Source organism: Giesbergeria sinuosa, from assembly GCF_042652905.1.
In the GTDB taxonomy this organism is placed as follows: domain Bacteria; phylum Pseudomonadota; class Gammaproteobacteria; order Burkholderiales; family Burkholderiaceae_C; genus Simplicispira; species Simplicispira sinuosa.
In genome coordinates, this window is the sequence record NZ_JBHSHJ010000005.1 from 167,794 (window position 1) to 190,104 (window position 22,311).

At 58.1% G+C, this 22,311-nt stretch carries 22 protein-coding genes and 2 tRNA genes; 12 read left to right on the plus strand and 12 right to left on the minus strand.

From position 1 onward, the window contains the following. Nucleotides 1-109: 109 nt before the first annotated feature. Genes ACFO6X_RS08675 through ACFO6X_RS08685 form a run of 3 tightly spaced genes read left to right on the plus strand, consistent with a single transcriptional unit; the run spans nucleotide 110 to nucleotide 2,372 of the window. Nucleotides 110-1,540, plus strand: coding sequence for an FAD-binding oxidoreductase (locus tag ACFO6X_RS08675; protein ID WP_382432076.1), 1,431 nt, complete (start codon nucleotides 110-112; stop codon nucleotides 1,538-1,540). A 44-nt stretch (nucleotides 1,541-1,584) separates the two neighbouring features. Further along, nucleotides 1,585-1,962: a PH domain-containing protein gene (locus tag ACFO6X_RS08680; protein WP_382432078.1), complete on the plus strand. Its 378-nt coding sequence runs from the start codon at nucleotides 1,585-1,587 to the stop codon at nucleotides 1,960-1,962. Beyond that, the gene (locus ACFO6X_RS08685) at nucleotides 1,959-2,372 is read left to right on the plus strand and encodes a hypothetical protein (RefSeq protein WP_382432080.1); all 414 of its coding nucleotides are present in this window, start codon (nucleotides 1,959-1,961) and stop codon (nucleotides 2,370-2,372) included. The genes ACFO6X_RS08680 and ACFO6X_RS08685 overlap by 4 nt, the downstream gene beginning before the upstream one ends. Before the next feature lies 1 nt (nucleotide 2,373). On the opposite strand, the gene ACFO6X_RS08690 is transcribed toward ACFO6X_RS08685, so the two are convergent. The 3 genes from ACFO6X_RS08690 to ACFO6X_RS08700 all read right to left on the minus strand — a co-directional run bounded on the left by ACFO6X_RS08690 (nucleotide 2,374) and on the right by ACFO6X_RS08700 (nucleotide 3,919). Continuing rightward, nucleotides 2,374-2,448, minus strand: a tRNA-Thr gene (locus ACFO6X_RS08690). Between the two features lie 23 nt (nucleotides 2,449-2,471). Then, nucleotides 2,472-2,547 (minus strand) — tRNA-Gly (locus ACFO6X_RS08695). Nucleotides 2,548-2,647: 100 nt separating this feature from the next. After that, nucleotides 2,648-3,919 carry an MFS transporter gene (locus tag ACFO6X_RS08700; RefSeq protein WP_382432082.1) on the minus strand — a complete coding sequence of 424 codons (1,272 nt, stop codon included), beginning with the start codon at nucleotides 3,917-3,919 and terminating at the stop codon, nucleotides 2,648-2,650. Between the two features lie 142 nt (nucleotides 3,920-4,061). Here ACFO6X_RS08700 and ACFO6X_RS08705 point away from each other — a divergent pair, with 142 nt between their 5' ends. Then, a complete protein-coding gene (locus tag ACFO6X_RS08705; RefSeq protein ID WP_382432084.1) occupies nucleotides 4,062-4,211 on the plus strand; it encodes a DUF3149 domain-containing protein in 150 nt (49 codons plus the stop codon). 20 nt (nucleotides 4,212-4,231) lie between these two features. Here ACFO6X_RS08705 and ACFO6X_RS08710 read toward each other — a convergent pair whose 3' ends face one another. From ACFO6X_RS08710 to ACFO6X_RS08750, 9 genes are all read right to left on the minus strand, one after another. Beyond that, nucleotides 4,232-5,242, minus strand: a complete 1,011-nt coding sequence (locus ACFO6X_RS08710) for an alpha/beta hydrolase (protein ID WP_382432086.1) — start codon at nucleotides 5,240-5,242, stop codon at nucleotides 4,232-4,234. After that, a complete protein-coding gene (locus ACFO6X_RS08715; RefSeq protein ID WP_382432088.1) occupies nucleotides 5,242-6,135 on the minus strand; it encodes a hypothetical protein in 894 nt (297 codons plus the stop codon). Before ACFO6X_RS08715 ends, ACFO6X_RS08710 begins: the two co-directional genes overlap by 1 nt. A gap of 11 nt (nucleotides 6,136-6,146) precedes the next feature. Then, a complete protein-coding gene (gene lpoB / locus ACFO6X_RS08720; RefSeq protein ID WP_382432089.1) occupies nucleotides 6,147-6,752 on the minus strand; it encodes a penicillin-binding protein activator LpoB in 606 nt (201 codons plus the stop codon). A 37-nt stretch (nucleotides 6,753-6,789) separates the two neighbouring features. After that, complete coding sequence (locus tag ACFO6X_RS08725; RefSeq protein ID WP_382432091.1) at nucleotides 6,790-7,188, minus strand: YcfL family putative periplasmic lipoprotein; 399 nt, start codon at nucleotides 7,186-7,188, stop codon at nucleotides 6,790-6,792. A gap of 26 nt (nucleotides 7,189-7,214) precedes the next feature. Beyond that, complete coding sequence (locus ACFO6X_RS08730; RefSeq protein WP_382432093.1) at nucleotides 7,215-8,882, minus strand: COG3014 family protein; 1,668 nt, start codon at nucleotides 8,880-8,882, stop codon at nucleotides 7,215-7,217. 84 nt (nucleotides 8,883-8,966) lie between these two features. Next, nucleotides 8,967-9,338, minus strand: a complete 372-nt coding sequence (locus ACFO6X_RS08735; protein ID WP_382432095.1) for a hypothetical protein — start codon at nucleotides 9,336-9,338, stop codon at nucleotides 8,967-8,969. A 124-nt stretch (nucleotides 9,339-9,462) separates the two neighbouring features. After that, nucleotides 9,463-10,203, minus strand: a complete 741-nt coding sequence (locus ACFO6X_RS08740; protein WP_382432097.1) for a 16S rRNA (uracil(1498)-N(3))-methyltransferase — start codon at nucleotides 10,201-10,203, stop codon at nucleotides 9,463-9,465. A gap of 15 nt (nucleotides 10,204-10,218) precedes the next feature. Next, nucleotides 10,219-11,343: an aminoglycoside phosphotransferase family protein gene (locus ACFO6X_RS08745; RefSeq protein WP_382432099.1), complete on the minus strand. Its 1,125-nt coding sequence runs from the start codon at nucleotides 11,341-11,343 to the stop codon at nucleotides 10,219-10,221. Nucleotides 11,344-11,393: 50 nt separating this feature from the next. Further along, a complete protein-coding gene (locus ACFO6X_RS08750; protein WP_382432101.1) occupies nucleotides 11,394-11,666 on the minus strand; it encodes a hypothetical protein in 273 nt (90 codons plus the stop codon). Between the two features lie 243 nt (nucleotides 11,667-11,909). Between ACFO6X_RS08750 and ACFO6X_RS08755 the strand changes: the two genes are divergently transcribed. The 8 genes from ACFO6X_RS08755 (at nucleotide 11,910) to ACFO6X_RS08790 (ending at nucleotide 22,201) form a co-directional block, all read left to right on the plus strand. After that, a complete protein-coding gene (locus ACFO6X_RS08755) occupies nucleotides 11,910-14,294 on the plus strand; it encodes an LPS-assembly protein LptD (protein ID WP_382432162.1) in 2,385 nt (794 codons plus the stop codon). A 13-nt stretch (nucleotides 14,295-14,307) separates the two neighbouring features. After that, nucleotides 14,308-15,699: a peptidylprolyl isomerase gene (locus ACFO6X_RS08760; RefSeq protein WP_382432103.1), complete on the plus strand. Its 1,392-nt coding sequence runs from the start codon at nucleotides 14,308-14,310 to the stop codon at nucleotides 15,697-15,699. 14 nt (nucleotides 15,700-15,713) lie between these two features. After that, entirely contained in the window at nucleotides 15,714-16,481 is a 768-nt protein-coding gene (rsmA, locus tag ACFO6X_RS08765; RefSeq protein ID WP_382432105.1) for a 16S rRNA (adenine(1518)-N(6)/adenine(1519)-N(6))-dimethyltransferase RsmA, read from the plus strand. Between the two features lie 736 nt (nucleotides 16,482-17,217). Next, a complete protein-coding gene (locus ACFO6X_RS08770) occupies nucleotides 17,218-19,350 on the plus strand; it encodes a DNA methyltransferase (protein ID WP_382432107.1) in 2,133 nt (710 codons plus the stop codon). A gap of 1 nt (nucleotide 19,351) precedes the next feature. Beyond that, nucleotides 19,352-20,317: a hypothetical protein gene (locus ACFO6X_RS08775; protein ID WP_382432109.1), complete on the plus strand. Its 966-nt coding sequence runs from the start codon at nucleotides 19,352-19,354 to the stop codon at nucleotides 20,315-20,317. 171 nt (nucleotides 20,318-20,488) lie between these two features. Next, the gene (locus ACFO6X_RS08780) at nucleotides 20,489-20,605 is read left to right on the plus strand and encodes a VF530 family DNA-binding protein (protein WP_382432111.1); all 117 of its coding nucleotides are present in this window, start codon (nucleotides 20,489-20,491) and stop codon (nucleotides 20,603-20,605) included. A 144-nt stretch (nucleotides 20,606-20,749) separates the two neighbouring features. Continuing rightward, nucleotides 20,750-21,523, plus strand: a complete 774-nt coding sequence (locus ACFO6X_RS08785) for a ferredoxin--NADP reductase (RefSeq protein ID WP_382432113.1) — start codon at nucleotides 20,750-20,752, stop codon at nucleotides 21,521-21,523. A 186-nt stretch (nucleotides 21,524-21,709) separates the two neighbouring features. Beyond that, nucleotides 21,710-22,201, plus strand: a complete 492-nt coding sequence (locus ACFO6X_RS08790; protein WP_382432115.1) for a Crp/Fnr family transcriptional regulator — start codon at nucleotides 21,710-21,712, stop codon at nucleotides 22,199-22,201. Nucleotides 22,202-22,311 lie beyond the last annotated feature (110 nt).

Here is a 22,311-nt window from a genome sequence, read left to right on the forward strand (position 1 = left end):
GCAGCCCATAGGGGATTGTCGGCCAGAGTGCCCCATAAACCCATACTCGGGCCTTTGAGTCTCTCTATCGACCCGGTGGTATTCTTCGCCTCCCCCGGAGAGTTCGCCCATGCACAGCCCTGCCGCACCGTCCCACGTCCATTCACCTGCATTTGCTCCCCGCACTGCGCCCACAGCATGCCTAGAGGCACTCAAAGCCCGCTTTGGCCCCCAATGCTCCACAGCCCAAGCTGTGCGCGAACAGCATGGGCGTGACGAATCGGCTTATGCGGCTATGCCGCCACCCGATGCCGTAGTCTTTGCCGAAAGCACTCAGGACGTGCGCGACGCTGTGCAACTGGCCCAGCAGTACGCCGTGCCTATCATTGCGTTTGGTGCGGGCAGCTCGCTGGAAGGCCACCTGCTGGCAGTGCAGGGAGGTATCAGTCTGGACGTATCGCGCATGAACCAAGTGTTGTCGGTCAACGCCGACGACCTCACCGTGACAGTGCAAGCAGGCGTGACACGCAAACAGCTCAACGACGCCATCAAATCCACGGGCCTGTTTTTCCCCATCGACCCCGGCGCCGACGCCACCTTGGGCGGCATGTGTGCCACCCGTGCCAGCGGCACCAATGCCGTGCGCTACGGCACCATGCGCGAAAACGTGCTGGCACTGCAAGTGGTGATGGCCGATGGCAGCGTGATCCACACCGGCTCACGCGCCAAAAAAAGCAGCGCAGGCTACGACCTGACGCGCCTGATGGTGGGCAGCGAAGGCACCTTGGGCATCATCACCGAAGTCACGGTCAAGCTCTATCCACTGCCCGAGGCGGTATCGGCAGCCATCTGCTCTTTTCCCAGCATTGAGGCTGCGGTGCGCACCGTCATCCAGACCATACAGCTGGGGGTGCCCATTGCCCGGGTAGAACTGATCGACGCCCACAGCGTACGCATGGTCAATCGCTACTCCAAACTGAGTCTGCGCGAGGAGCCCTTATTGCTGATGGAGTTTCACGGCTCCCCCGCTGGCGTGCAAGAGCAGGCGCAAACGGTGCAAGAGATTGCCCGCGATTTGGGTGGCAATGATTTTGAATGGGCCACCACCCCCGAAGAGCGCACCCGGCTATGGACGGCCCGGCACAATGCCTTGTTTGCCGCCATTGCCAGCCGCCCCGGCTGCAAAGCCATGTCCACCGACACCTGCGTGCCCATCAGCCGCTTGGCCGATTGCTTGCTGGACTCGGTGGCCGAAGCCGATGCCAGCGGCATCCCGTACTTTTTAGTTGGTCATGTGGGGGATGGCAATTTTCACTTTGGCTACCTGATCGATCCCGACAGCACCCAAGAGCGTGCGCAGGCAGAACAGCTCAACCAGTCGCTGGTGCAACGGGCCATCCAAATGCAAGGCACTTGCAGCGGCGAGCATGGCGTGGGCCTGCACAAAATGGGCTTTTTGGTCGATGAGGCAGGGACGCCCGCGTTGGCCGTGATGCGGGCCATCGAACAGGCGCTAGACCCACACAATATCTTGAACCCCGGCAAAATTTTTAGTTGGTAACGCACAGCCACCTCCTACCACCCTTCACCAGCGAGAAAACCACTATGGGCCTTTTTGACGGCGTATTGGGCAATGCCTCCAAAATAGACACCCGCAAGATTGCCGCAGAATTCGAGCGCATTCTGGCACCCGGTGAGCAGGTAGAACATGCTTACCAATTGATCCGTGATTACTTCGTTTTTACCGATAAGCGCCTGGTGCTGGTAGACAAACAGGGATTGACCGGGAGCAAGGTTGAACACCACTCCATCCCCTACAAAAGCATTACCCACTTCAGCATCGAAACCGCAGGCACTTTTGATCTGGATGCCGAACTCAAAATTTGGATTTCTGGCACCCCCGTTCCCCTGCAAAAGCAGTTCAACAAGACACTCAATATCTACGAGGTGCAGGCCGTGCTGGCCAGCTATGTGCTCAAATGAGCCATGGCTTGGCGTGGGATACCGCCCTGCGGATTTTGGCCCTGTGTGTGCTATTGGCCGGTGCTGAAACCCTGCACGGCATCGCACGCACCGTGTGGGCGGTGCCCCGCTGGGGTAAAGAGCGGGCACTCCAGCGCAGCGCCCTGACAGGATCGCTGCTGGCGGGGGCCATTTGCTGGTTCATGGTGCCCGGCCTGGGCTTGCACACCGCTTGGCACCATGCCGCGCTAGGCCTGGGGTTGGCGACCTTCATGGCCCTGTTTGATGTGGCACTGGGCCGATGGCTGATGCACAGACCGTGGCCTCGGATTGCGCAAGAATTTAACCCAGCATCAGGCAATTATTTGGTGTTTGGTTTGGCATTTTTGAGCGCGGCACCCATGCTGGTGCACTGGCTGCGTAAACCATGATTGGTGCCCATGGCGGGAATCGGACCCGCGACCTCTCCCTTACCAAGGGAGTGCTCTACCACTGAGCCACATGGGCAGCTTGTACGCAAAGGAAAAAACTGGAGCGGGATAAGAGGTTCGAACTCTCGACCTATACCTTGGCAAGGTATCGCTCTACCAACTGAGCTAATCCCGCAGATGATGGTTTTTTGAAAACCATGCGCTTACTGAAGTAAGACCGCTATTATATTCCGAAAAACTAACCGTGCAAGCCACCTCACTCAAAAATAGCCGATTCAGGGGCTCACTGGGGCCACCGGGTGCCGAGTGCGCGCCCAAATTCCCATGCCCACCAGCGTGGCAGAGGCCACGCTCAACAGCAAAGCCAGGGCCGAGCCATAAAAAATACCGCCCGTCAAACCACGATCAAGCAAAACACCAAACACGGGAGCCGCCACCGAAAAGCCCAGATCCAGCCCCGAATACACCGTGCCATACACCCGGCCTGTGGCCCCCGGTGGGGCTGCACGCTTGATAAGCATGTCGCGTGAAGGGCCAGCAATGCCCGTGCCCAGCCCTGCCAGTGCCGCCAAGGCCAAGGCAGCAGTGCCCGGCAGCCAGCCTGTGCCTGCCAGCACCAGCAGCACGGCCGATGCCACCAAACAGACCGAGATCGTCTTTTCCAGCCGCACTACCCGCCCCACCAGAAAACCACCCGCCACCATGCCAGCGGCACCACAGAGCATGTAGCCCGTGACCACCAGTGCCGTCAGGTTCAGGGGCAGCCCATACATTTGCTGCAAGGCAGGACTGGCAAAACTCTGAATGGCACTGAGAGCACAGGTGCTCCAGAAAAAGAATGAAAAACACAGCCACACCGATGGCAGGCGCAAAAAGGCCATCGGGTGCTCTGGCGCCGCAGCACTGGCGTGGCTACCGCTGGGATGCCCCCAAGCGCCTTGGCGGTCATCCAAGGCATCTCGCTGCCAAACCATCACCGCCAGCACCAACAACGCCAGCGCCGCACCACACAAGCAGGCCAGCCGCCACGAGCCAGTGGCCGTGGTCAGCCCGGCCATAAACAACGGGGCCACGGCCCAGCCCAAGTTGCCCGAAATACCATGCACCGAGAAGCCATGCCCCAGCCGTGCCGCCGACACCCGCTTGTTCAAAATAGTGAAATCGACCGGATGGAACGGTGCATTGCCCAACCCCGCCAAAGCGGCTGCCAGCACCAGCCCAGCGTAGCCCTGCGCGGTCGCTGCAGTCACACCGGCCAACATAAAGCTGCCCAAAGCAAAAAACAGCACAGGCCGAGCCCCCACCCGATCGACCAAAAAACCCGACAGCGCCTGCCCCACCCCCGAGATGACAAAAAACACCGTGACCAGCCAGCCCAACTCGGCATAGCTGAAGCCAAATTCAGCGATCAGCCACGGAAACAGCGGCGGCAACAGCATGTGGAAAAAATGCGAACTGCCGTGGGCCAAACCAATCAGGCTGATGGTGCGTATATCTTGGCGCAGGGCTGCAGCCTCGGGATGGGCGGGGGCAGACGTGGTACTCATGCAGCCATCTTAGAAGCAGTGCGATTTTCTTGCAGCACAGGGGTTCGGTGTGCCCGGTTGACCTGTATCAACACCGTCATCCAAGGCCATCACCAGAATTCCGGCCCATACAATGGTTTTTTATTCCAACCGGAGGGCTCCCATGAAGCTGCTGAACGACCTTTTCACTACCGACTATGGCCTGATGAGCATCATCGGCATTGCCATGATGGTGGTGGCTGGGGTTGCGTTTGTGTATGTGCTGCAACGCAAGATTGACGCCGACCAAAAGGAGGCCGACCGGCAGAAGTGATTCTGCTGGCAACCCTGTGCCTACCCAGCAGGGGTCGTGGTAGGCGCACACAGCCCGGCCAAGGGCTGGCGTGCCCACTGCTCAAGCCAGTGCCATAGCTGTTGCACCCCATCTTGGGCACCGTGTTGTAAGCCATGATCGGCACCGGGCAACTGGCGCACACACCACGGAGCGGGGCGCTGTCGCATCCGCTGCGCCCATAAGGCAAATGCCTGTGCAGGCACCAACGCATCAGCATCACCCCACACTTGCAACAAGGGCCACGGGCTGTTGCGCAATGGCTGCTCCAACGGCCAGTGCCAAAGGTCGCGCCAGTAACGCAGACTGCGCCCTTGGTAAAGGGTGTGATCGGGCAACGGGCTGGCCTGCGCACGCTCCAAGGCCTGCCATTCAGGCCAGCGGCCTAGGCGTTGTGCTTGCAAGACGGCCGTCTCGCGCGGGTCCAAGCCCGGTGCCGACAACAACACCATCGCGGCCATTCCGGGCACCACAGGTGCCAAAGCAGGTACAAGCTCCGCCCCCTCAGAAATTCCAACCAACACCGTGGGCAGCGTGGCTGTTGGGCTGTGGGCTGTGCGCTGCCACCAGCCCTCTAGCGCCGCCTGAGCCTGCCGATGCCACCATGCCAGCGCATCGGTCTGGACAAAAGCGGGGGCGCACTGGGTCGGTGGTGTCATATGTCCCACCTCAATGCCGGGTTTGTGCAACACCCACACTTCGGCATGGAGCAACCCCGCAAAATAGCGCGGTGCAATGGCACCCATGCCTGCGCAACCAGAGCCGGGCAATACCACAACCCGATAGCGCAACGGTGGCAACAACGCCCCTCGGTGCAGCACGGGCAAATCTGCTTCCCCTGGTGTGGTGGGCCAGCGACTCTCTTGCCAACGGCTGGGGGCCAACAAAGGTCTAGACAGTTCTGTGGGGTGCGAGGCAGGCCAAGCCATTGCATGGGGCCACCACCAAGATAGCCCCAGCAAAAACAACAAGGCCCGCATACAGCGGGCCTCAAGCCGACATTGTTGTGGCATCAACGCAGAATAGTCACGGGTGGAGGCGGGGGGGGCTGGTCTGGATACGGTTCTGGCTCGCCATCCGACAAGGGTGGTGGACGTACACCACGCGACAGACGCGGATCGCTGTAGCCCAACTGATCTACCAGCTGCTCATACACGCTCATTGCCAAACTTTGCGAGGTTTCGCGCATCACCTTGGCCCGGTTGGGTGGGGCAATATCGCCCCGGTTCGACAAAATCTTGGTGTCGTTGCCAGCACCTTGGGCCGAGAAGGCCGCCTTGATTTCGTAAGTACGGGTGTGGATGAGCGAAAAATCCACCAACAGATCTAGCCCATATTGGTGCGTGGCACTGCTCGTGCCTTGCAGTGGCGACAGTGCATCGCGAAACTGCACGCTCGAGACAGCGCCAAACAGCACATAGTCGGCCCCGTTGAACTCGCCCTTCTTGATACGGGCGATGATGTCGCGCACTTCGGGCTGGCGGCTGGGCCGTGCCATGCGTCCCGTTTGCAACTGGTGCAATGCCTGTTCAGCCTTGGTGGGCTGTGGTGCGCCAGCATCAAAGGCTTTGCCTTGTACCAGCCGGAACACCGTGCCGCGCAGCAGTGCGCCCTTGATGTCGTTGGTAAAAGAGTACAGCTGGCGCTGCTCGATATAGCTGTAGCGCCCCGCCACATAGGTAGAGCTGTATTGCTCGCTGGTGGTGCTGCTCCAGCGGGTGTCGCGCGTATGGGAGCTGCCTTGCTCGGTGCCCGCCTCAAAGTATTCCGACACCCGTGGGGTGTAAGCCAGATCGGTGACGGCAATGCGCGGCGCTGGCTGCGCTTGCACGCTGGCAGGGCCAGCCACCCAAGCAGCACCGACTATCCAGGCTGCTGCGGCGGCCAATGTACTTCTGCGTTGCATGGATGCTCCTTTCAGCGGCGGGTAGTTTTGCGGATTTCTTTTTCGTCCTGCCATTCAATGGTGCCCTCTTCCACATCAAACAGCTTGAGCGTGAACTTGTAGTAAACGTCTTTGGTGCCTGCCGTTTGCTTGACGATACTGGTCAGCTCGCCCTCCATGCTGTAGCGGGCAGCGGTCATGTTGCCAATTTTGGCCGTGCTGTTTTGCTTGTACAGGCCGCTCTGGTTTTGGCGTTGCAGCTCATCCACACCGGCCTGCATCTCGTTGATGGAACGCACAAAACGCACTTTGCCCGACTTGACCAGCGCCGTCTGGATCGAGTGCATCACATTGGTGGTGTCGATGTACTCGCTGGTTTTGTTTTTGACGGTAGAAATGGTGACGGTGGGGCGGCCCTGAAAGATGCCCGTCTCGAGCAAGCTGCCGGTCATTTTCTCGGCAATCATTTGCAGGTCGGTAGAACCAAACTCGTTGGTTACCAACTCGACGCCTTTGGCATCGCCGTAGTTGACCTGACGGTCAAAACGGATGGTGGGTACCTGCGGGTTCTGGCAGGCGGTCAGGGTCAGGGTGCCAACCAGTGCGGCCAGCAAAAGGGGATAGCGTGAGAAGGTCATAGCGAAAAGAATGTGAAAAAACAGGCCGTCCAGCCACTCAACGGGGGCGATCCACGTTCATTTCCAGTTGGAAATCGCTGGCTTCGCTGCTGGGGGCTACGCTCTTGACGGTTTGGCGGCCCATACCCATCAGTGGCAATTGTTTCCAGGCTTCGCCATCGCCCACCTGGTTGCCCGCACCATCGACCCAACGGAACCGGTAGTACACCGTGCGCTCACTGTGGCGCATATTCAGCAAATCGGCCTGCACCACCAGCACGCCATTTTTGGGCTGGATGCGCATTTCTGTCACGGCCACGCCTTTGGCATCACTGCTCAAAAACACCTTATCGGCCACCGCAGGGGGGGTGGCTGGATCGTGGTATTGGGCCTGTGCGCTGCCCATCAGGGCAAACCAAGCCGTGGCCGCACTGGCCAGTGTCAAACGGAAATTCATCACACACATCCTCCAGAAAAAAGCCATCACTGCTGCCCACTGGGCAACGGTGCGGGCATGTTAGGCGTACCAACGGGCCAAGACGGATAAGGGCGGGTGCGCTGTGGTGGGCGGCCAGATGAGCGCGATGGGGCTGCCATTGGCTCCACGTTGTGTGCGGGCGGTGGCTCCGCGGCCTCGGCAGGCGCCACCACCGTACGGCGGTTGGGTGCTGTTGTTAGAGAGGTTTTTTTGGTTGGTGGCTGCACAGGGCTGGCGGGTGCAGCCGTGCTGGTGGGAGCGGGCACTGGCCCTGGTGCAGCGCCTGCGGCCAAGGCACCAATGGTGGCCACCTGACCCACCAGAATTTGCTGCTCGTGCAAACGCAGCGGCACCAACGCATATTGCCCGCCCACGTCAATCTCGGTTTCTACTTCGCGGCCATTGATACGCACGCGGTGCTTACCGGGAGGCAAATAACCCCGTGCTACATAAACACGGCCTGGCAACATGCGCCACATGCGGTCGTCGGCTTTTTCGGTGGCAATAGCTGCAATGGCACCCAGCAAGCCTGCCAAAGCTCCGCCTTTTTCTTGCAGTTGGTCTTGCATCACCCCCTTGGCCAACGCGCGGGTAAAGCCGCGCAGCACCATGCCGGGCATCTCGTCCTTGAGAGCACGCCGGGCCATGACGTTCAGATCCACCACCCGTTCCAGCCGAAAGTCGTACCCAGCAGCCGACAACTGGCTCAGCAACGGATCGCGCGATGGCTCTATCACCGGATAGGAAATACTGACCGTGTTGATGCGGTGGTTGATAGGGATGGGCAGGGTGAACGCTTTGGGCTTGCGCGCCGGTGCCTCACCCGCCTCCACCACAAACAACACATCGGTCATGCCTTGGCGGCGCTTCCATGTAAAGCTGGTGCGGCTGTCCAGACCGCGCAAACCTTCTTCCAGCACGCGGGTTTCGGGCTTGAGCTCGATGGCCTTGCGATAGCCAGGTGCCGCCATTCCCGGCTCATTGATGGCTTCGTACAAAAACCCGGCCAAATAGTGCGATAGCGCATTTTGGTAGCCATTTTTCAGAGCCAATACTTCGGGGTCATTGAGGGTCTCGACGGGATAGCCGCTGATTTCCTTGCTGGCACTGCTGGCCCCCTTGGACTTGGCCTCCTCTTCGGCGGCTACCATCTCTTTGGCACGGAACTCGGCAATCACGGCTTCGCGCTCATGGGTGCGCTTGATATCCACACGGGCATTCTCAAAATCGCCCAGCGCCATACGGTTGAGGGCCAACCGGGTAGTGAGCCAGACCTTTTCATAGTCTTGGCCCTCATACACCTTAAAGCGTTCACTGATCAGGCTGGCACCCAAGGTGCCCATCAGCTTTTGTGGGTTGGTCTTGGCAGCCTCTTCCCAGTCTTTGACCTTGGTGTCGGCCAACAAAAAGGCGTTGTTGCTGTCTTCGTAGCGGCCCTGCATGCGCAGCAACTCACCGCGCTCCAAGTTGTAGAGCAGGGCTTTTTTGTCGTCTTCGGTGGTGGCTGTGGATTCGAGCCGGGCCAGCGATGCTGCAACGCCACCTGTGCGGCCCGCCGTTTGCATTTCGGTTGCCAGCTCATCGTGGCTTTTCAGGCTGGCACAGCCGGTCAGGGCCGTCGCTATCGACAAAACCGCCCACAAACGGGCGTGTGGTAAGGGCCGGAGCTTCATGGGAAGTTTTTATGCAAAAAGATGAAGGAGCACACCCCTGCGGGCATTGCGTGCAGGGGCGCCAAGGCTCAGGGCCGCCAGGGCTTACCGGATCGGGCGGTAACCGTCACGAGGATAGTGCGGATAGCGACGACCACGATGTTCCCAATGACCAGGCACCCATTCATCTACACCACGATGGCGCTCCCAATGACCAGGCACCCACATGGCATCATGGTGTGGTGGTGGAGGCCGGTCACGCGCCCAGTGGGGTGGGGGCCGATCTCTCCAATCCCGCCGGTCGTATCGATCGTAGCGGTCGTAACGGTCATACCGATCGCGGTGAGGATGATCGTAGCGTTGCGCTACGGTAACGCCCTCATCTTGTTCCTGCTGTGGGGCTTGCTCCACCCCCGCAGCACCAGCAACAGACGCACACCAAGCCATAACGATGGCTGCTATCGCGTTCTTGTACATGCGAACCTCCTTAGCTTCAGAAACGAGCGGCTGCTGGAACCACTACAGCTTCATTCTAGGAGTGCCTACGCTGGCTGTGTGCAGTTGAATTCACAAATATTTACGCGGCGGCGCGGCCTGCCCCTCAAGCCAACGTCCATGCGGCCAGTGCAGCCAGTGGAGCCGTCTCGGCACGCAGCACCCGTGGCCCCAGTGTGGTGGGCACAAAACCGTGGGCCAGTGCCAATGTCTCTTCGGCAGGACTGAGCCCCCCTTCAGGGCCAGAGAGAAACCATACGGGGCCAGCACCTACCACCGCCCGCTGTAGTGGCTGGGTGCCCGTGCGCAACGAGAGCACCAGCCGTTGTTCTGCGGGGGCCGTGCTGGAGCCTTGGCTTAACCAGTCGGCCAGCGATTGGGCCGCATGGATGCGTGGCACCCGATTGCGCCCGCATTGCTCGCAAGCGGCCACCGCCACGGCCTGCCAGTGGGCCTGCTTTTTCTCGGCCCGCTCAGCCTTGAGCTTGAGCACACTGCGTTCGGCCAGCAGCGGGGTGATGCTGGCTACGCCCAATTCCGTGGCTTTCTCCACCAACCAGTCCATGCGCTCATTGGCCGTGATGCCCGCCAACAGGTGAATAGCCCGCTCGGCTTCGCGCTCGATGGGGTGGTGCTTGCCCACCTGCACCCGCACCTCGCTGCGGCCCATGCGCAGCACCGTGGCCTCAAACTCGCCACCGGCACCTGACCCATCCAGCCCGCCCTGAAACAAGGTGATGGCATCACCCGGTTGCATGCGCAGCACCTGCACATGGCGTGCCGCCCCAGCGGGCAAGTCCACCTCGGCACCGGGCAGCAACTCAACCGGACAGTAAAAGCGTGGCATAGGTATTCCTTTGACTTAGACGCGGCCAAAGGCGTAGCCTACCGGCGCTTGGGTGCCTTCAATCTGGTCAATCAAGCGGCTGAACGGCAGCAGTTCGCGGTAACGCTGGGTGGTGGAGCGGATGTAGTGGATAAAGCGCGGCGCATCGGCCAAGTATTTAGGCTTGCCATCGCGCAAGGTCAGGCGGGCAAAAATACCCGCCACCTTGAGGTGGCGCTGCAAACCCATCCACTCTACGCTGCGGTAGAACTCGCCAAAATCAGCCCCCCAGCCGCTGGCGCTCTGGGCGCCCAACAGCCCGGCCTTGCGCGCCTTCTCCCAATAACGCACCGTGATGTCGAGGATGAAATCCTCCTCCCAACTGATAAAGGCATCGCGCAACAGGCTGGCAATATCGTAGGTGATGGGGCCATACAGCGCATCCTGAAAATCCAACACCCCCAGCGGCCCGCCTGCCGTGGTTGGTGCCATCAGGTTGCGCATCATGAAGTCGCGGTGGACAAACACGCTGGGCACCGACAAATTCTCAGCCACGATGCAATCAAAAGTCTGTGTGAGAAGAGCTTGCTGCTTATCGTCCAACGTCAAGGCCCGATGCTGAGCAACGTACCAGTCGGGAAACAGCGCCAGCTCCCGGCGCAGCACCGCCTCGTCATAAGCGGGCAGCACCCCGGGGCGAGAGGCCAGTTGCCATTGCAGCAGCGTATCGGTGGCCTGCTGGTACCAAGCATAGGCGTCTTGGGGGTGTTCGGGGTGGAGCTTTTCAATAACGGTGTGTTGGCCCAAATCACTCAACAGCATAAAGCCGTGGCTTTGCTCCCAAGCCAGAATGTTGGGCACGCTCAAGCCCGCCTGCTGCATCAGTGCCTGCACTTGCACAAAGGGCTGGCAGTTTTCTTTATCGGGGGGGGCATCCATCACGATGCAACTGCTGCCCGTGGCAGTGTCGAGCCGCAAATAGCGCCTAAAACTGGCATCGGCAGAGGCGGGGCGCAAGGTGTCGGGCAACAACTGGTGCAAATCTACCAGCGGCGTTAACCAAGCAACAAAGGCAGCATGGCGGGCCGGTTCGGCCCAAGTCACGCTGGAGGACAAAGCAACAGCAGGTGTGCAAGCGGGGGGGGAAGAGGGGTGGCTCATGGCGGGCCGGATTCTACAAACCCGGCCACCCCTGGCTCCCGCCAAGGAGGTCAGTAACGCTCGTCTTTGACCAGCACGCCGGTTTTGCGCAGCATCACGGCGTCCCAGCTTTGGCTGTCACGGTTGTCATTGACCAGCTTGAGCAATTTGTCATCGATCTTGCGCAACTCGGCCTGTTGGGTGGGGTTGAGTTCGCCCAAGCGATCATGGATGTGATCACGCAGCTTGTAGAGCTGCTCAGTATCTCCGGCATCATCGCTCCAGAAATCGATATAGCCGTCGTAGCTCTTGAGGCAGCTTTCAATGGTCTTGCGTTCTGACATTCTGGGATTCCTTTGTGGATGGAACGGAAAGAAAAGGTGCAACGGCAGTGGCTCTACCGTTTCGGCGCAGACTCTACAACAGCCACGCCCACTTTTGGACGTGTTGGGGTGCTGCGCATGTGGATAATCTGTGCCTACAAACCCGGCCCGCCCGGCGCGGGTGGTGGGCGGCCCCCGTAGGGGCATGCCCACTGCTGTTTTCCTGGACTGACACCCTTGCCCGACCTGCTTCGCACTCCCTCAATGCCTGTGCGCTCTCTTGCCCGCAACGCCCCACCCTGTACGCGCACGGCACTGGTGCAGCAGTTGATGGCGGCCTTGTGCGCGTTGCCCCTGTTGGCATCGGCACAAGACATGGAGGCAGCATCTGCCGCTGCCCCCCTGGTGTTGCGCGCCAGCCCGCTGTTGCAAGAAACCATCCCAGACGCTGTGCGGGCGCAAATGCCCACGTTTGTCTCGGGTGACCACATAGAGGGTCAGCCCGATGTGCGAGCCGTGTTGGAGGGCAATGCCGAGCTGCGCCGCGCCGATACGGTGATTCGAGCCCAACGCATGGAATACACCGTGCCCGAGGACTTCTTGCAAGCGCAAGGCCAAGTACGCATCAATCGGGCGGGCAATGTTTACGAAGGCACGCTGCTGGAGCTACACGTCAATGCCTTTGAGGGGTTTTTTAACGATGCCCGCTACCAATTTTTGCGCAATGCCGCCCACGGGCAAGCGGCACGGGTCGATTTTTTAGACCGCGACCGGGCCATTGTGCGCCAGGCCACCTACACCACCTGCGAGCGCAGCGATGAGGCCACCTGGCAGCCCGGCTGGATGCTGCGGGCCAACACCATTCATTTGGACATGGCTGAAGAAGTAGGACGGGCCGAAGGTGCAGTGCTGGAATTTCAGGGCGTGCCCATCCTGCCACTGCCGCACATCAGTTTTCCGCTATCGGACAAGCGCAAGTCTGGCCTGTTGCCCCCCACCATTGGCCTCAACAGCACCAATGGCATGGAGTATGAACAGCCCTACTACTGGAACATCGCCCCCAACCGCGATGCCACCTTGCGGGGAGCAATCATGGCCAAACGGGGCGTGCAAGCCGGGGCCGAGTTCCGCTATCTGGAGCCCGACTACCACGGTGAGCTGCGTGGGGATTTCCTGCCCTCAGACCGGCTGCGCCATCGCCACCGCTGGAGCTATGGCATCAAGCACCAGGGCAGTATTGCCACTCCACTGGGGGGTCTGGGCCTGAACCTGAATTTAGAGCGTGTCAGTGACGACCACTACTGGCGTGACTTTGCCCGTGCCGGAACCCAAATCACCCAGCGCCTGCTACCAGGCGATGCCACCTTGTCTTGGGCCGGTGGTGACATGGGCCTGCAACTGCGCACCCTCAAGTGGCAGACCTTGCAAGACGTCTCGGCCCCCATCGTGCCCCCTTACGATCGCCTGCCACAACTGCACTGGCGCTATGCGCCCCCGCAGTGGGGCGTGTTCGATGTCAATGTAGAGGCCGATGCCACACGTTTTCAGGCCCAGCGCAGCCTGACCGGCCAGCCCAATGCCACCCGCAGCTATGCGCTGGCGCAAATCAGCCGCCCCTATCTGGCAGCAGCGGGCTTTTTAGTGCCCCGGCTGCAACTGCACGCCACGCAATACCAGTTTGACAGCCCACTGGCCGATGGCCGCCGCTCAGTCAGCCGCGTGCTGCCCACCTTCAGCCTCGACAGTGGGCTAGTGTTTGAGCGCGACACCAGTTACCTAGGACGCAACTTCCTGCAAACCCTGGAGCCACGGGCTTTTTACACTTACACCCCCTACCGCAACCAGAGCCTCTTGCCGGTGTACGACACCGCTGCCAACGACTTCAACTTTGCCACCATTTACACCGAAAACGCCTTTGGCGGCCACGACCGTCTGGCCGACAACAACCTGCTCACCTTGGGCGTGACCACCCGTCTGCTCGACCCGGCCACAGGCGCCGAGGCTGCGCGCTTTGGCATCGCCCAACGCCTGCGCTTTTCTGACCAAAACGTCACTTTGCCAGGGGCGGCGCCACTAGACGAGCGCCTGTCCGACCTGCTGCTGGGTGCCGGGGTGCAATGGACGCCACAATGGGGGTTGGACTCCACCGTGCAGTTCAACCCCAAAACCAGCCAATCTATCCGCACCACAGTAGGCACCCGCTACAGTCCCGGACACTACCGCACCCTCCACGCTGCCTACCGGCTCCAACGCGGCACCAGCGAGCAAATTGACGTAGGCTGGCAATGGCCGCTCAATGACTTGTGGGGCGACAAAGGGCTGGACTTGGGTGCAGGCCGGGGCCAAGGCGGCGGGCGCTGGTACAGCGTGGGACGGCTGAACTACAGCCTGCAAGACCGCAAGCTGGTCGATACCGTTGTGGGGCTGGAATACGACGGCTGTTGCTGGATTGGCCGCGTGGTGCTCGAGCGCCTGCAAAGCACCGTTACCAGTACCAACACCCGGCTGCTGTTCCAGCTCGAATTTGTGGGCTTCTCACGCTTAACCTTAGGCTCCAACCCCTTGGCCAGCCTCAAGCAGAATATTCCGCGCTACCAATACCTGCGCGAGCAAGTCAGCACGCCCAGCCGCTTCAGCAACTACGACTGAGACTTTTTCCGCCATGAACCACCGTGTCTTTGCCCTGGGCCTTGCCTGTCTGGCCACCTTTGCCACCTCGGGCGCCAGTGCGCAGGGCTTGCGTCCTGCGGCAACCGGCAGCCACACCCCGAGCCTGTCGCGCGCCCTGTCTGCCCCCGTCTTGCTACCCGCACCGGGGAGCAGCCCCACCACACGGCAAGCCGACTACATTGTGGCCGTGGTCAACTCCGAGCCTGTCACCCACAACGAGGTTCAGGCCCGTGTGGCCAGAGTGGCACAGCAACTCGCCGGACAACCCAACCCACCTCCGTTGGCGGTGGTAGAACGCGAAGTGCTGGAGCGCCTGATCCTAGAAAAAATCCAATTGCAACAGGCACAGCAAAACGGCATTCGTGTCGATGACGTGGCCGTGGCCCAAGCCGAACAAATGGTCGCCAGCCAAAACAGCGTCAGCCGCGAAGAGATGTACCGCCGCCTGGCCGCCGATGGCGTAACGCCCGAACGCTTTCGCCAAGACCTGCGCCGCCAACTGCTGCAACAGCGCCTGCGCGAACGCGAAGTAGACGCGCGCGTGCGCATCTCCGATCTGGAGGCCGATGCCTACCTGCGCGAACAAACTGGAGGCCAAAGCGCCGCCTCCTCAGAGATCAACCTCGGCCATGTGCTGATCACGGTGCCCGAGGATGCCTCGCCCGAAGCAGTGGCACAACTCCAAGCCCGCGCCCAGCAAGTGGTCGATCAGGCCCGTGCCGGGGGTGACTTTGCTGCACTGGCACGCAGCTACTCCGAAAGCCCAGAACGCGCCCAAGGCGGCCTGATGGGCCTGCGCCCAGCCGACCGCTATCCTGAACTGTTCACCACCGCTGTGCAGACCTTGCCAGTGGGTGGCGTGGTGGGGCCACTGCGATCGGCAGCAGGCTTTCATGTGCTCAAACTGGTCGACAAGGTCAGCACCAGCAAGCTGCCCCCCATCACACAAAACCGGGCCCGCCACATTCTGCTGCGGGCCACACCACAATTGAGCGAAGCTGCCGCCGTTGAACGCTTGGCCGACTACCGTCGCCGCGTTCTGGCCGGTCAGGCAGACTTTGCTGACTTGGCCCGTGAACACTCACAAGACGGCAGCGCCAAGCAAGGGGGTGATTTGGGCTGGTCGACGCCCGGACGCTATGTGCCCGAGTTTGAATCGGTGCTAGAAGCCTTGCAGCCCAGCGAGATCAGCCAACCACTGGTATCGCGCTTTGGTGTGCACCTGATCCAACTGATGGAACGCCGCCAAGTGCAGCCCAGTCCACGCGAGCAACGCGAGATGGCCCGCTACGCACTGCGCGAAAAGAAAATTGAAGAGGCCTACAACCTGTGGGCGCAGGAGCTGCGCGCACGGGCCTACGTTGAATACCGCGATGCGCCCTGATCGATGAGCTTTGGATGAAACACATACCCCGCAAACGCTTCGGACAGCACTTCCTGTCTGACCACGGCATCATTGATGCCATCGTCCAAGCCATCGACCCACAGCCCGGCCAGCCAGTCGTAGAGATCGGCCCCGGTTTGGCAGCCCTCACCCAGCCTTTGGTAGAGCGCCTGGGTCGCCTCACCGTGATTGAACTTGACCGTGACTTGGCGCTGCGCCTACGGCTGCATGGTCAGCTGCACGTGATTGAGTCCGATGTGCTCAAGGTGGACTTTGCCCAAGTAGCCCAACAACTGGCCGTGCCTAAAATTCGGGTGGTGGGCAATTTGCCTTACAACATCTCCACGCCCATCCTGTTTCATCTGCTGCCCTTTGTGGACGCGATCACAGACCAGCACTTCATGCTACAAAAAGAAGTGATCGACCGCATGGTGGCCGCCCCTGCTACCAGCGACTATGGGCGCCTGTCGGTGATGCTGCAATGGCGTTACGCGATGGAAAACGTGCTGTTTGTTCCGCCCGAGAGCTTTGATCCGCCCCCGCGCGTCGATAGCGCAGTAGTGCGCATGGTGCCCTATGCCGAGCCAGTGGCCCTGAGCCCCAAATTGCTGGAGACTCTGGTGCAGGTAGCCTTTAGCCAACGGCGTAAACTGCTGCGCCACACCCTAGGACGCTGGCTAGACGAACAAGGCTTTGCAGGCCAATTCGATGTGCAACGCCGCGCCGAAGAAGTCCCCGTGACCGAATATGTGGCGCTGGCTGCGGGCCTCAGCGTGGCATAAATGATGCAGTTTCTTGTGGTCTGACCACCGCCTGTATTGGCATCTTTTAGCCACAGCATAGGTGCTCTGTGATGTCACATAACTGATCTACCCAACCAATCCCGCTCGGGGCCATGAGAGCAAGACGGGTGTGCCATTGTTCCAACAACGCCTTCATACACACCCTGCCTTAAGCAAACTCTTACATGATGGCGAGAATCGGGGTCAGTTCTGGTACTTCGTACAGGAACAATGACTGGTACCGTATCAAGTATGTTGGAATTGCATTTCGATGACATACCTGCTGCCACACCTGCAACGCAGCATGGTCTTGGGCACTGTGTAGACAGTGTCAAAACAACGAACCACCAGACAATAATAACAAAGAAATATCTGAATCGATGTTCAGACAAAACCAAAAACACAAATTCAAATAATTACTTATTTGAAAATATAACAAACTGATCATCATCAATCAACATCCAACAGCTGACCCTCAAATTACTAAAGAGGGAATCAACCTCATTAATCACTACTGAGCAATATCACTTCAAAACAATCTATCCAATTGTATTTTATAAAATACAATATTCATCCAATCAAACCACACCTACTTCTACATCTCTTGTGCCAACAGCAATTCTTAAAAGAGGCAATTAATTAACACCTAAAAATCGGCTTTTTCCGTTGGCTGATACCACCCTCAACTATGGCAACAACGGATCATCACCATAGAATACAGAGTGAGCATCAATTCTTGAGCAACAAAACTACCATTCAAAAAATATTGGAGGCGGTTTTCCAGATAAGCGGCTTCGATCAAAATCGCTTAGCACAGTACCTCGGTACATCCTACTTCTCGGTCGTTCGGTGGGAACGTGGAGACATTGAACCTAGCGCAGATATCATCACACAGTTACAACATCTGATAGCAGATATCAAAGCAGGTCGCACAATCGACCTCACCAGCCTCAATGTAAATCGCACATTCGCCTCACGTGGCATCCGATCAGTTTCTGAAGCAAACACCTTCGAAGGCGTAATCGCAATACAAGACGATCCAGGCCCGTATCTGCTTTCTCGGCTTAAACAGGGACCATTTTGGGGCAGAGCACAGCAGGAGCTTGGAACAATCCTGTTAGAACACGTTGAGGCCGCACAAACTGTTGACCAACCAGTGGCCAATGGAGTTTCCGCTGGTAAAAACACCTACACCTACGATGCCCACACTTACCACACTAAAGTACCGCCACAGGGCATAGCCCAAGTCTTGCGAAATTACCTGCCCGCTGGCGGGTTGGTACTCGATCCCTTCGCAGGAAGTGGAATGACAGGCGTTGCAGCACTGACGACAGGACACGATGTTATTCTTAATGAACTTTCGCCAGCAGCTAGCTTCATTGCCGATCGTTTCACGTCCCAATGCAACCCAGCAGCCCTCGCAGCAGCAGCCAAGACGGTTACCAACAGTCTGGCTGAACTGCGAAAAAGACTCTATACAACGCAGTGTCGCACATGTGCCAAAGACACTGAGCTACTGTTCACCGTCTGGTCATATAAGGTGATTTGTACCCAGTGTAGTAGGGAATTCGTACTTTGGGACGAATGCCGCAGCTATGGCGAGACCGTTCGCGAACACAAGTTTCTGCGTGAATTTCCGTGCCCTCACTGCAAGCAACAGATCAAGAAATCACGTCTTGCCCGCACAACCCCAGTTCCTGTCCTTGTGGGTTACAAGTGCTGTAGCAAGATTCAATCAGAGGTTCCTCCCAGCGATGCCGATCTCAAACTCATCTCATCGATACACGCCAATCAATTTGTGGCAGCGGACTTCCTGCCAGACTTCGATTTGCCCGATGGCGTGAACCTCGCACAGCCTAAGCGACATGGCCTGACCAACGTCAAAGATTTTTACACCACTAGAAATCTTGCAGCTATGAGTCAGCTTTGGCAGATGATCCACAGAGTGGAAGACACCAACATCGCAGCATTCCTCGGCTTTGTATTCACATCCCTTTATCAGCGCGTGACGAAACTCTCCGAATACAGATTTTGGGGTGGTAGCGGAAACACCGCAAATTTTAATGTCCCCTACATTTTCAATGAAGCCAACATTTTTCTGACCTTCGAACGTAAAGCACGTTCCATCGTTGACCACCTAGAGACAACCGCCCAGTCCTACAAGGGTCGTAGCCTTGTCCACACAGGTTCAGCAACCAATCTCTCCTTTCTTCCAGATAACTGTGTTGACCTTATTTTCACCGATCCTCCCTTTGGAGCTAATATCAACTACAGCGAGATGAACATACTTTGGGAGTCGTGGCTTAAATTCTATACAGATGCCACAAACGAGGCAATTGTTAACCGGGTTCAAAAGAAAGATGCAAGCAAATATCAAGAATTGATGACGCAGAGCCTTCAAGAATGCTATCGTGTTCTACGGCCTGGTCATTGGCTCGTACTCGTTTTCATGAATTCTGCCGAAAACATCTGGAATCGTATTAGGCATGCCATTATTGATGCTGGTTTCATTATCGAGAGAGTCGATATCTTCGACAAACAACACGGTACATTCAAGCAATTCGTCAGCGACAACGCCGCAGGCGCTGATCTCATGCTCCATTGCCACAAGCCCCAAGCCACAAGCCCAAAAACCACAATGATCGAGGTTACGAACGTAATCTCCGTGAAGGATTTTTTGGAGCGCCGTAGTGGCATTGTTCCCATGCTGCAATACCTACATGTCACACGAAACGCTGATTTCGATTACCGCACGCTCTACAGCGAATACCTAGCTGACAGTCTCCTGCAACACAGCAGAACGCTAGATTTTGCTACGTTCAGACTCCAAGCATCTGACATCCTCAAAACCAAGAAGGTTGTGACGTAATATGTCCTATTTACAAGCATTTACAGACACAGAACAAGAACTAGCGAAACGATGGCTTGCCACACAAGTAGCATCGATGATGGGGAGGAAGCTGGAAGAAGGAGACTGGAGCCGTGTCTACTGCTTGGCTAAAAATATCCCTGATGGAGGATGGAGTAACCTACACATCGATATTAACCATCAAGGCCTCGGACTAGAGATGAAGCTCCTGCGTATTCCAGGGCTTCGTAATAAGCCTATCCAGTCTGTTTGTGGCACTTCGCTGATGCATCCAGCAGCAACGCGCTCCATTCGCATTGAAGACACATCGCGCCATGCTGACGATGTCATGCATGAGGTGTTCCAACAATATGCAGAGTTGATTCAAGAGCGCACCAACCGTGTCAAAGAGGCCGCCCCTCACCGAACACCAGATATGCGTACCGGCTGGCTGATTTGGGAAGATAACCTTACAGAGTTCCTCTACTTCGAAGAGCGGATGCTGCCGCCCAATCCGGAACAATTTACTGCCGAATGGAACATCACACCTGTGAGAGGCTCGCGCAAGGCCAGCAAAAGCCTTTGGATATTCGACAAAGACACGAAAAAGAAACGCTACTCCGTGACCACCAGTGCAGGCATCAAAATCCAACCTTACTTTGACGTACCGCCTCCATCAGACAAAAATCTCTACTATTTCCGCGTTCAAAGTGAACCTGTCAATTCAACAACCATCCGTTTGTGGATCTCGACAGCGACGGCACAGGCACTTAGAAGCAAACTTGGTTCCCTCGACTCCACTACTGTGAGCACAGCGATCCTCAAAGCCATCGAGTGTGTTGGCAAGATTGTGCAAGCACCTGAGGAAGAAGAAGGACTTGCAGTAGCTGTAGAAATCAGTAAGGAAGCTCACATACAGCTCCTTGCTGCGTGGGAAGCCGTTAGCGATGAGCATCATGCCCAATTGCTGCTCAAAGCTCTTGCCTAGATCGTGGGATGGCACACACTTCTAAGATTTCCCAACTCTACACCTCCCAATAGCAGCCCCGCAATCCGTTACCATTGCTCTCAAAGCGATGGTAAGGCCACTCTCGAGCTATTACAGTAGGCAAGAGCTGGGTTAGCGCATCCCGGTACGCTGCTTTCAAAGCCCCCCAACGTGGCATCCTGCCTGAAATTTCTACGCAGAACGCCTTGGGCACGCCAAAGGGTCGAGAACCTGTGTTTCTTCATGCTGCGTGCGCAGCCACGCCTCAACCCCCAACCGCAGGCATAAGCACCTAACCTGTGGTTGTGAGCAGAAATGTCACAATGGACGGGTTTTCCCTGAAGAAAGTGTTCAACAGTCCTGCCAACGGCTGTGCTCGCACACTTTCCCGCACCAACAAGCCCGTTTCCTTACTTTTTTCGCCTATCCACCATGAGCGCCTTTCTTGAAGAACGCGTGCTGTCTGTCCACCACTGGACTGACCGACTTTTCAGCTTTACCACCACCCGCGATACTGCCTTGCGGTTCTCCAACGGCCACTTCACCATGATCGGCCTGCGGGTAGACGGCAAGCCCCTGCTGCGCGCCTACTCCATCGCCAGCCCCAATTACGAAGAACATCTGGAGTTTCTGTCTATCAAGGTCGAAGATGGCCCATTGACATCACGCCTGCAACACATCCAGGTGGGCGATACCATCATCGTTGGCAAAAAACCCACCGGCACACTGCTGATCGACTACCTGTTGCCTGGCAAGAACCTGTACCTGATCGGCACCGGCACCGGCCTGGCCCCCTGGCTGGCGGTAGCCCGCGACCCCGAAACCTACGAACGATTTGACAAAGTGATCGTGGTGCACGGTGTACGTCAGGTGGAAGAGCTGGCCTACCACGATCTGTTTGAGAAAGAACTGCCCGAGCACGAGTTTTTGGGCGATATCGTCAAGGACAAGCTGGTTTACTACCCCACTGTCACGCGCGAGCCTTTCCGCAATCAGGGCCGCATCACTGATCTGATCAACAACGGCACCTTCCCACAAAACATAGGCCTGCCTGCGCTCAACCCCGAGACCGACCGCGTCATGCTGTGTGGTAGCCCCGCCATGCTGGCAGACCTGAAAGAAATGATGGAACAGCGTGGCTTCAAGGAAGGCAACACCACCACGCCGGGCGACTTTGTGATCGAACGCGCCTTCGTCGAGAAATAACCCTTCCTGCCCCGGGTGGATACTGTGCGCCATCCCACCAACCGATCCCTATGGTTCACGATGGCGCCCTCTCTTGCACTGCTGCCACCGGTGTGGCCCATTGCCCTATCCGCCGACACGTAGCATGATCTCATCCATCATCTACCCACTTTTGTGGCCCAAGGTTCGCCCCCTTGGTTTTGCACCATGAACGCAACCTACCTTCCGCAAAATCCCCCCACTCTGCAAGGACTGGTCAAGGCCATTGCAGAAGCCAACGCTGAAGACAGCCTGAGCAACCCACTCACGCCCGCGCAGTGGGAGACTTTGTCGGCCTACCTGCAACCCCATGCGTTAGAGGCTTCCCAGATTCTGTTTGCCAAAGGTGTGCTCGACCGCACCCTGTATCTGGTAGAGAGCGGCAACCTCAGTGTGCATTACGAAGACGACAAACAGCGCCTGCGTATGGCTATGGTCGGCGCAGGCTCTATCGTGGGAGAAGGGGGATTCTTCTCACACCGACCACGCAGCGCCACCGTGCAGGCCGCAGCCCCCAGCCGTTTATGGGCTTTGCCTGCGCTGCGCTTTACCGAATTGTCCAACCGCCAACCCGCCATTGCGCTGGCCCTGTGCATGGCAGCAGGCGCCGTGCTGTCCAAACGGCTGGGCAACCGCCGCCGCCGCGTGGCTGCCACCTAGAAGCTTGGGCAAGCCTTGAGATAACGCAGAATCCACGGTAATGAGAACTCCTACCGCCAAGCAGTCACAGTACACTCTTTCCGGATTTTTACAGGTGCTATCCGAAGAAA

Excerpts from the sequence above, each read along its gene's own strand:
- ACFO6X_RS08680 (WP_382432078.1), top strand. The coding sequence starts at position 1,585 with ATGGGCCTTTTTGACGGCGTATTGGGCAATGCCTCCAAAATAGACACC.
- ACFO6X_RS08730 (WP_382432093.1), bottom strand. The coding sequence starts at position 8,882 with ATGAAGCTCCGGCCCTTACCACACGCCCGTTTGTGGGCGGTTTTGTCG.
- ACFO6X_RS08740 (WP_382432097.1), bottom strand. The coding sequence starts at position 10,203 with ATGCCACGCTTTTACTGTCCGGTTGAGTTGCTGCCCGGTGCCGAGGTG.
- ACFO6X_RS08700 (WP_382432082.1), bottom strand. The coding sequence starts at position 3,919 with ATGAGTACCACGTCTGCCCCCGCCCATCCCGAGGCTGCAGCCCTGCGC.
- ACFO6X_RS08775 (WP_382432109.1), top strand. The coding sequence starts at position 19,352 with ATGTCCTATTTACAAGCATTTACAGACACAGAACAAGAACTAGCGAAA.
- ACFO6X_RS08760 (WP_382432103.1), top strand. The coding sequence starts at position 14,308 with ATGAACCACCGTGTCTTTGCCCTGGGCCTTGCCTGTCTGGCCACCTTT.
- ACFO6X_RS08750 (WP_382432101.1), bottom strand. The coding sequence starts at position 11,666 with ATGTCAGAACGCAAGACCATTGAAAGCTGCCTCAAGAGCTACGACGGC.
- ACFO6X_RS08785 (WP_382432113.1), top strand. The coding sequence starts at position 20,750 with ATGAGCGCCTTTCTTGAAGAACGCGTGCTGTCTGTCCACCACTGGACT.
- ACFO6X_RS08725 (WP_382432091.1), bottom strand. The coding sequence starts at position 7,188 with ATGAATTTCCGTTTGACACTGGCCAGTGCGGCCACGGCTTGGTTTGCC.
- ACFO6X_RS08735 (WP_382432095.1), bottom strand. The coding sequence starts at position 9,338 with ATGTACAAGAACGCGATAGCAGCCATCGTTATGGCTTGGTGTGCGTCT.
- ACFO6X_RS08745 (WP_382432099.1), bottom strand. The coding sequence starts at position 11,343 with ATGAGCCACCCCTCTTCCCCCCCCGCTTGCACACCTGCTGTTGCTTTG.
- rsmA (WP_382432105.1), top strand. The coding sequence starts at position 15,714 with ATGAAACACATACCCCGCAAACGCTTCGGACAGCACTTCCTGTCTGAC.
- ACFO6X_RS08710 (WP_382432086.1), bottom strand. The coding sequence starts at position 5,242 with ATGCCACAACAATGTCGGCTTGAGGCCCGCTGTATGCGGGCCTTGTTG.
- ACFO6X_RS08705 (WP_382432084.1), top strand. The coding sequence starts at position 4,062 with ATGAAGCTGCTGAACGACCTTTTCACTACCGACTATGGCCTGATGAGC.
- lpoB (WP_382432089.1), bottom strand. The coding sequence starts at position 6,752 with ATGACCTTCTCACGCTATCCCCTTTTGCTGGCCGCACTGGTTGGCACC.
- ACFO6X_RS08715 (WP_382432088.1), bottom strand. The coding sequence starts at position 6,135 with ATGCAACGCAGAAGTACATTGGCCGCCGCAGCAGCCTGGATAGTCGGT.
- ACFO6X_RS08675 (WP_382432076.1), top strand. The coding sequence starts at position 110 with ATGCACAGCCCTGCCGCACCGTCCCACGTCCATTCACCTGCATTTGCT.
- ACFO6X_RS08685 (WP_382432080.1), top strand. The coding sequence starts at position 1,959 with ATGAGCCATGGCTTGGCGTGGGATACCGCCCTGCGGATTTTGGCCCTG.
- ACFO6X_RS08755 (WP_382432162.1), top strand. The coding sequence starts at position 11,910 with ATGCCTGTGCGCTCTCTTGCCCGCAACGCCCCACCCTGTACGCGCACG.
- ACFO6X_RS08790 (WP_382432115.1), top strand. The coding sequence starts at position 21,710 with ATGAACGCAACCTACCTTCCGCAAAATCCCCCCACTCTGCAAGGACTG.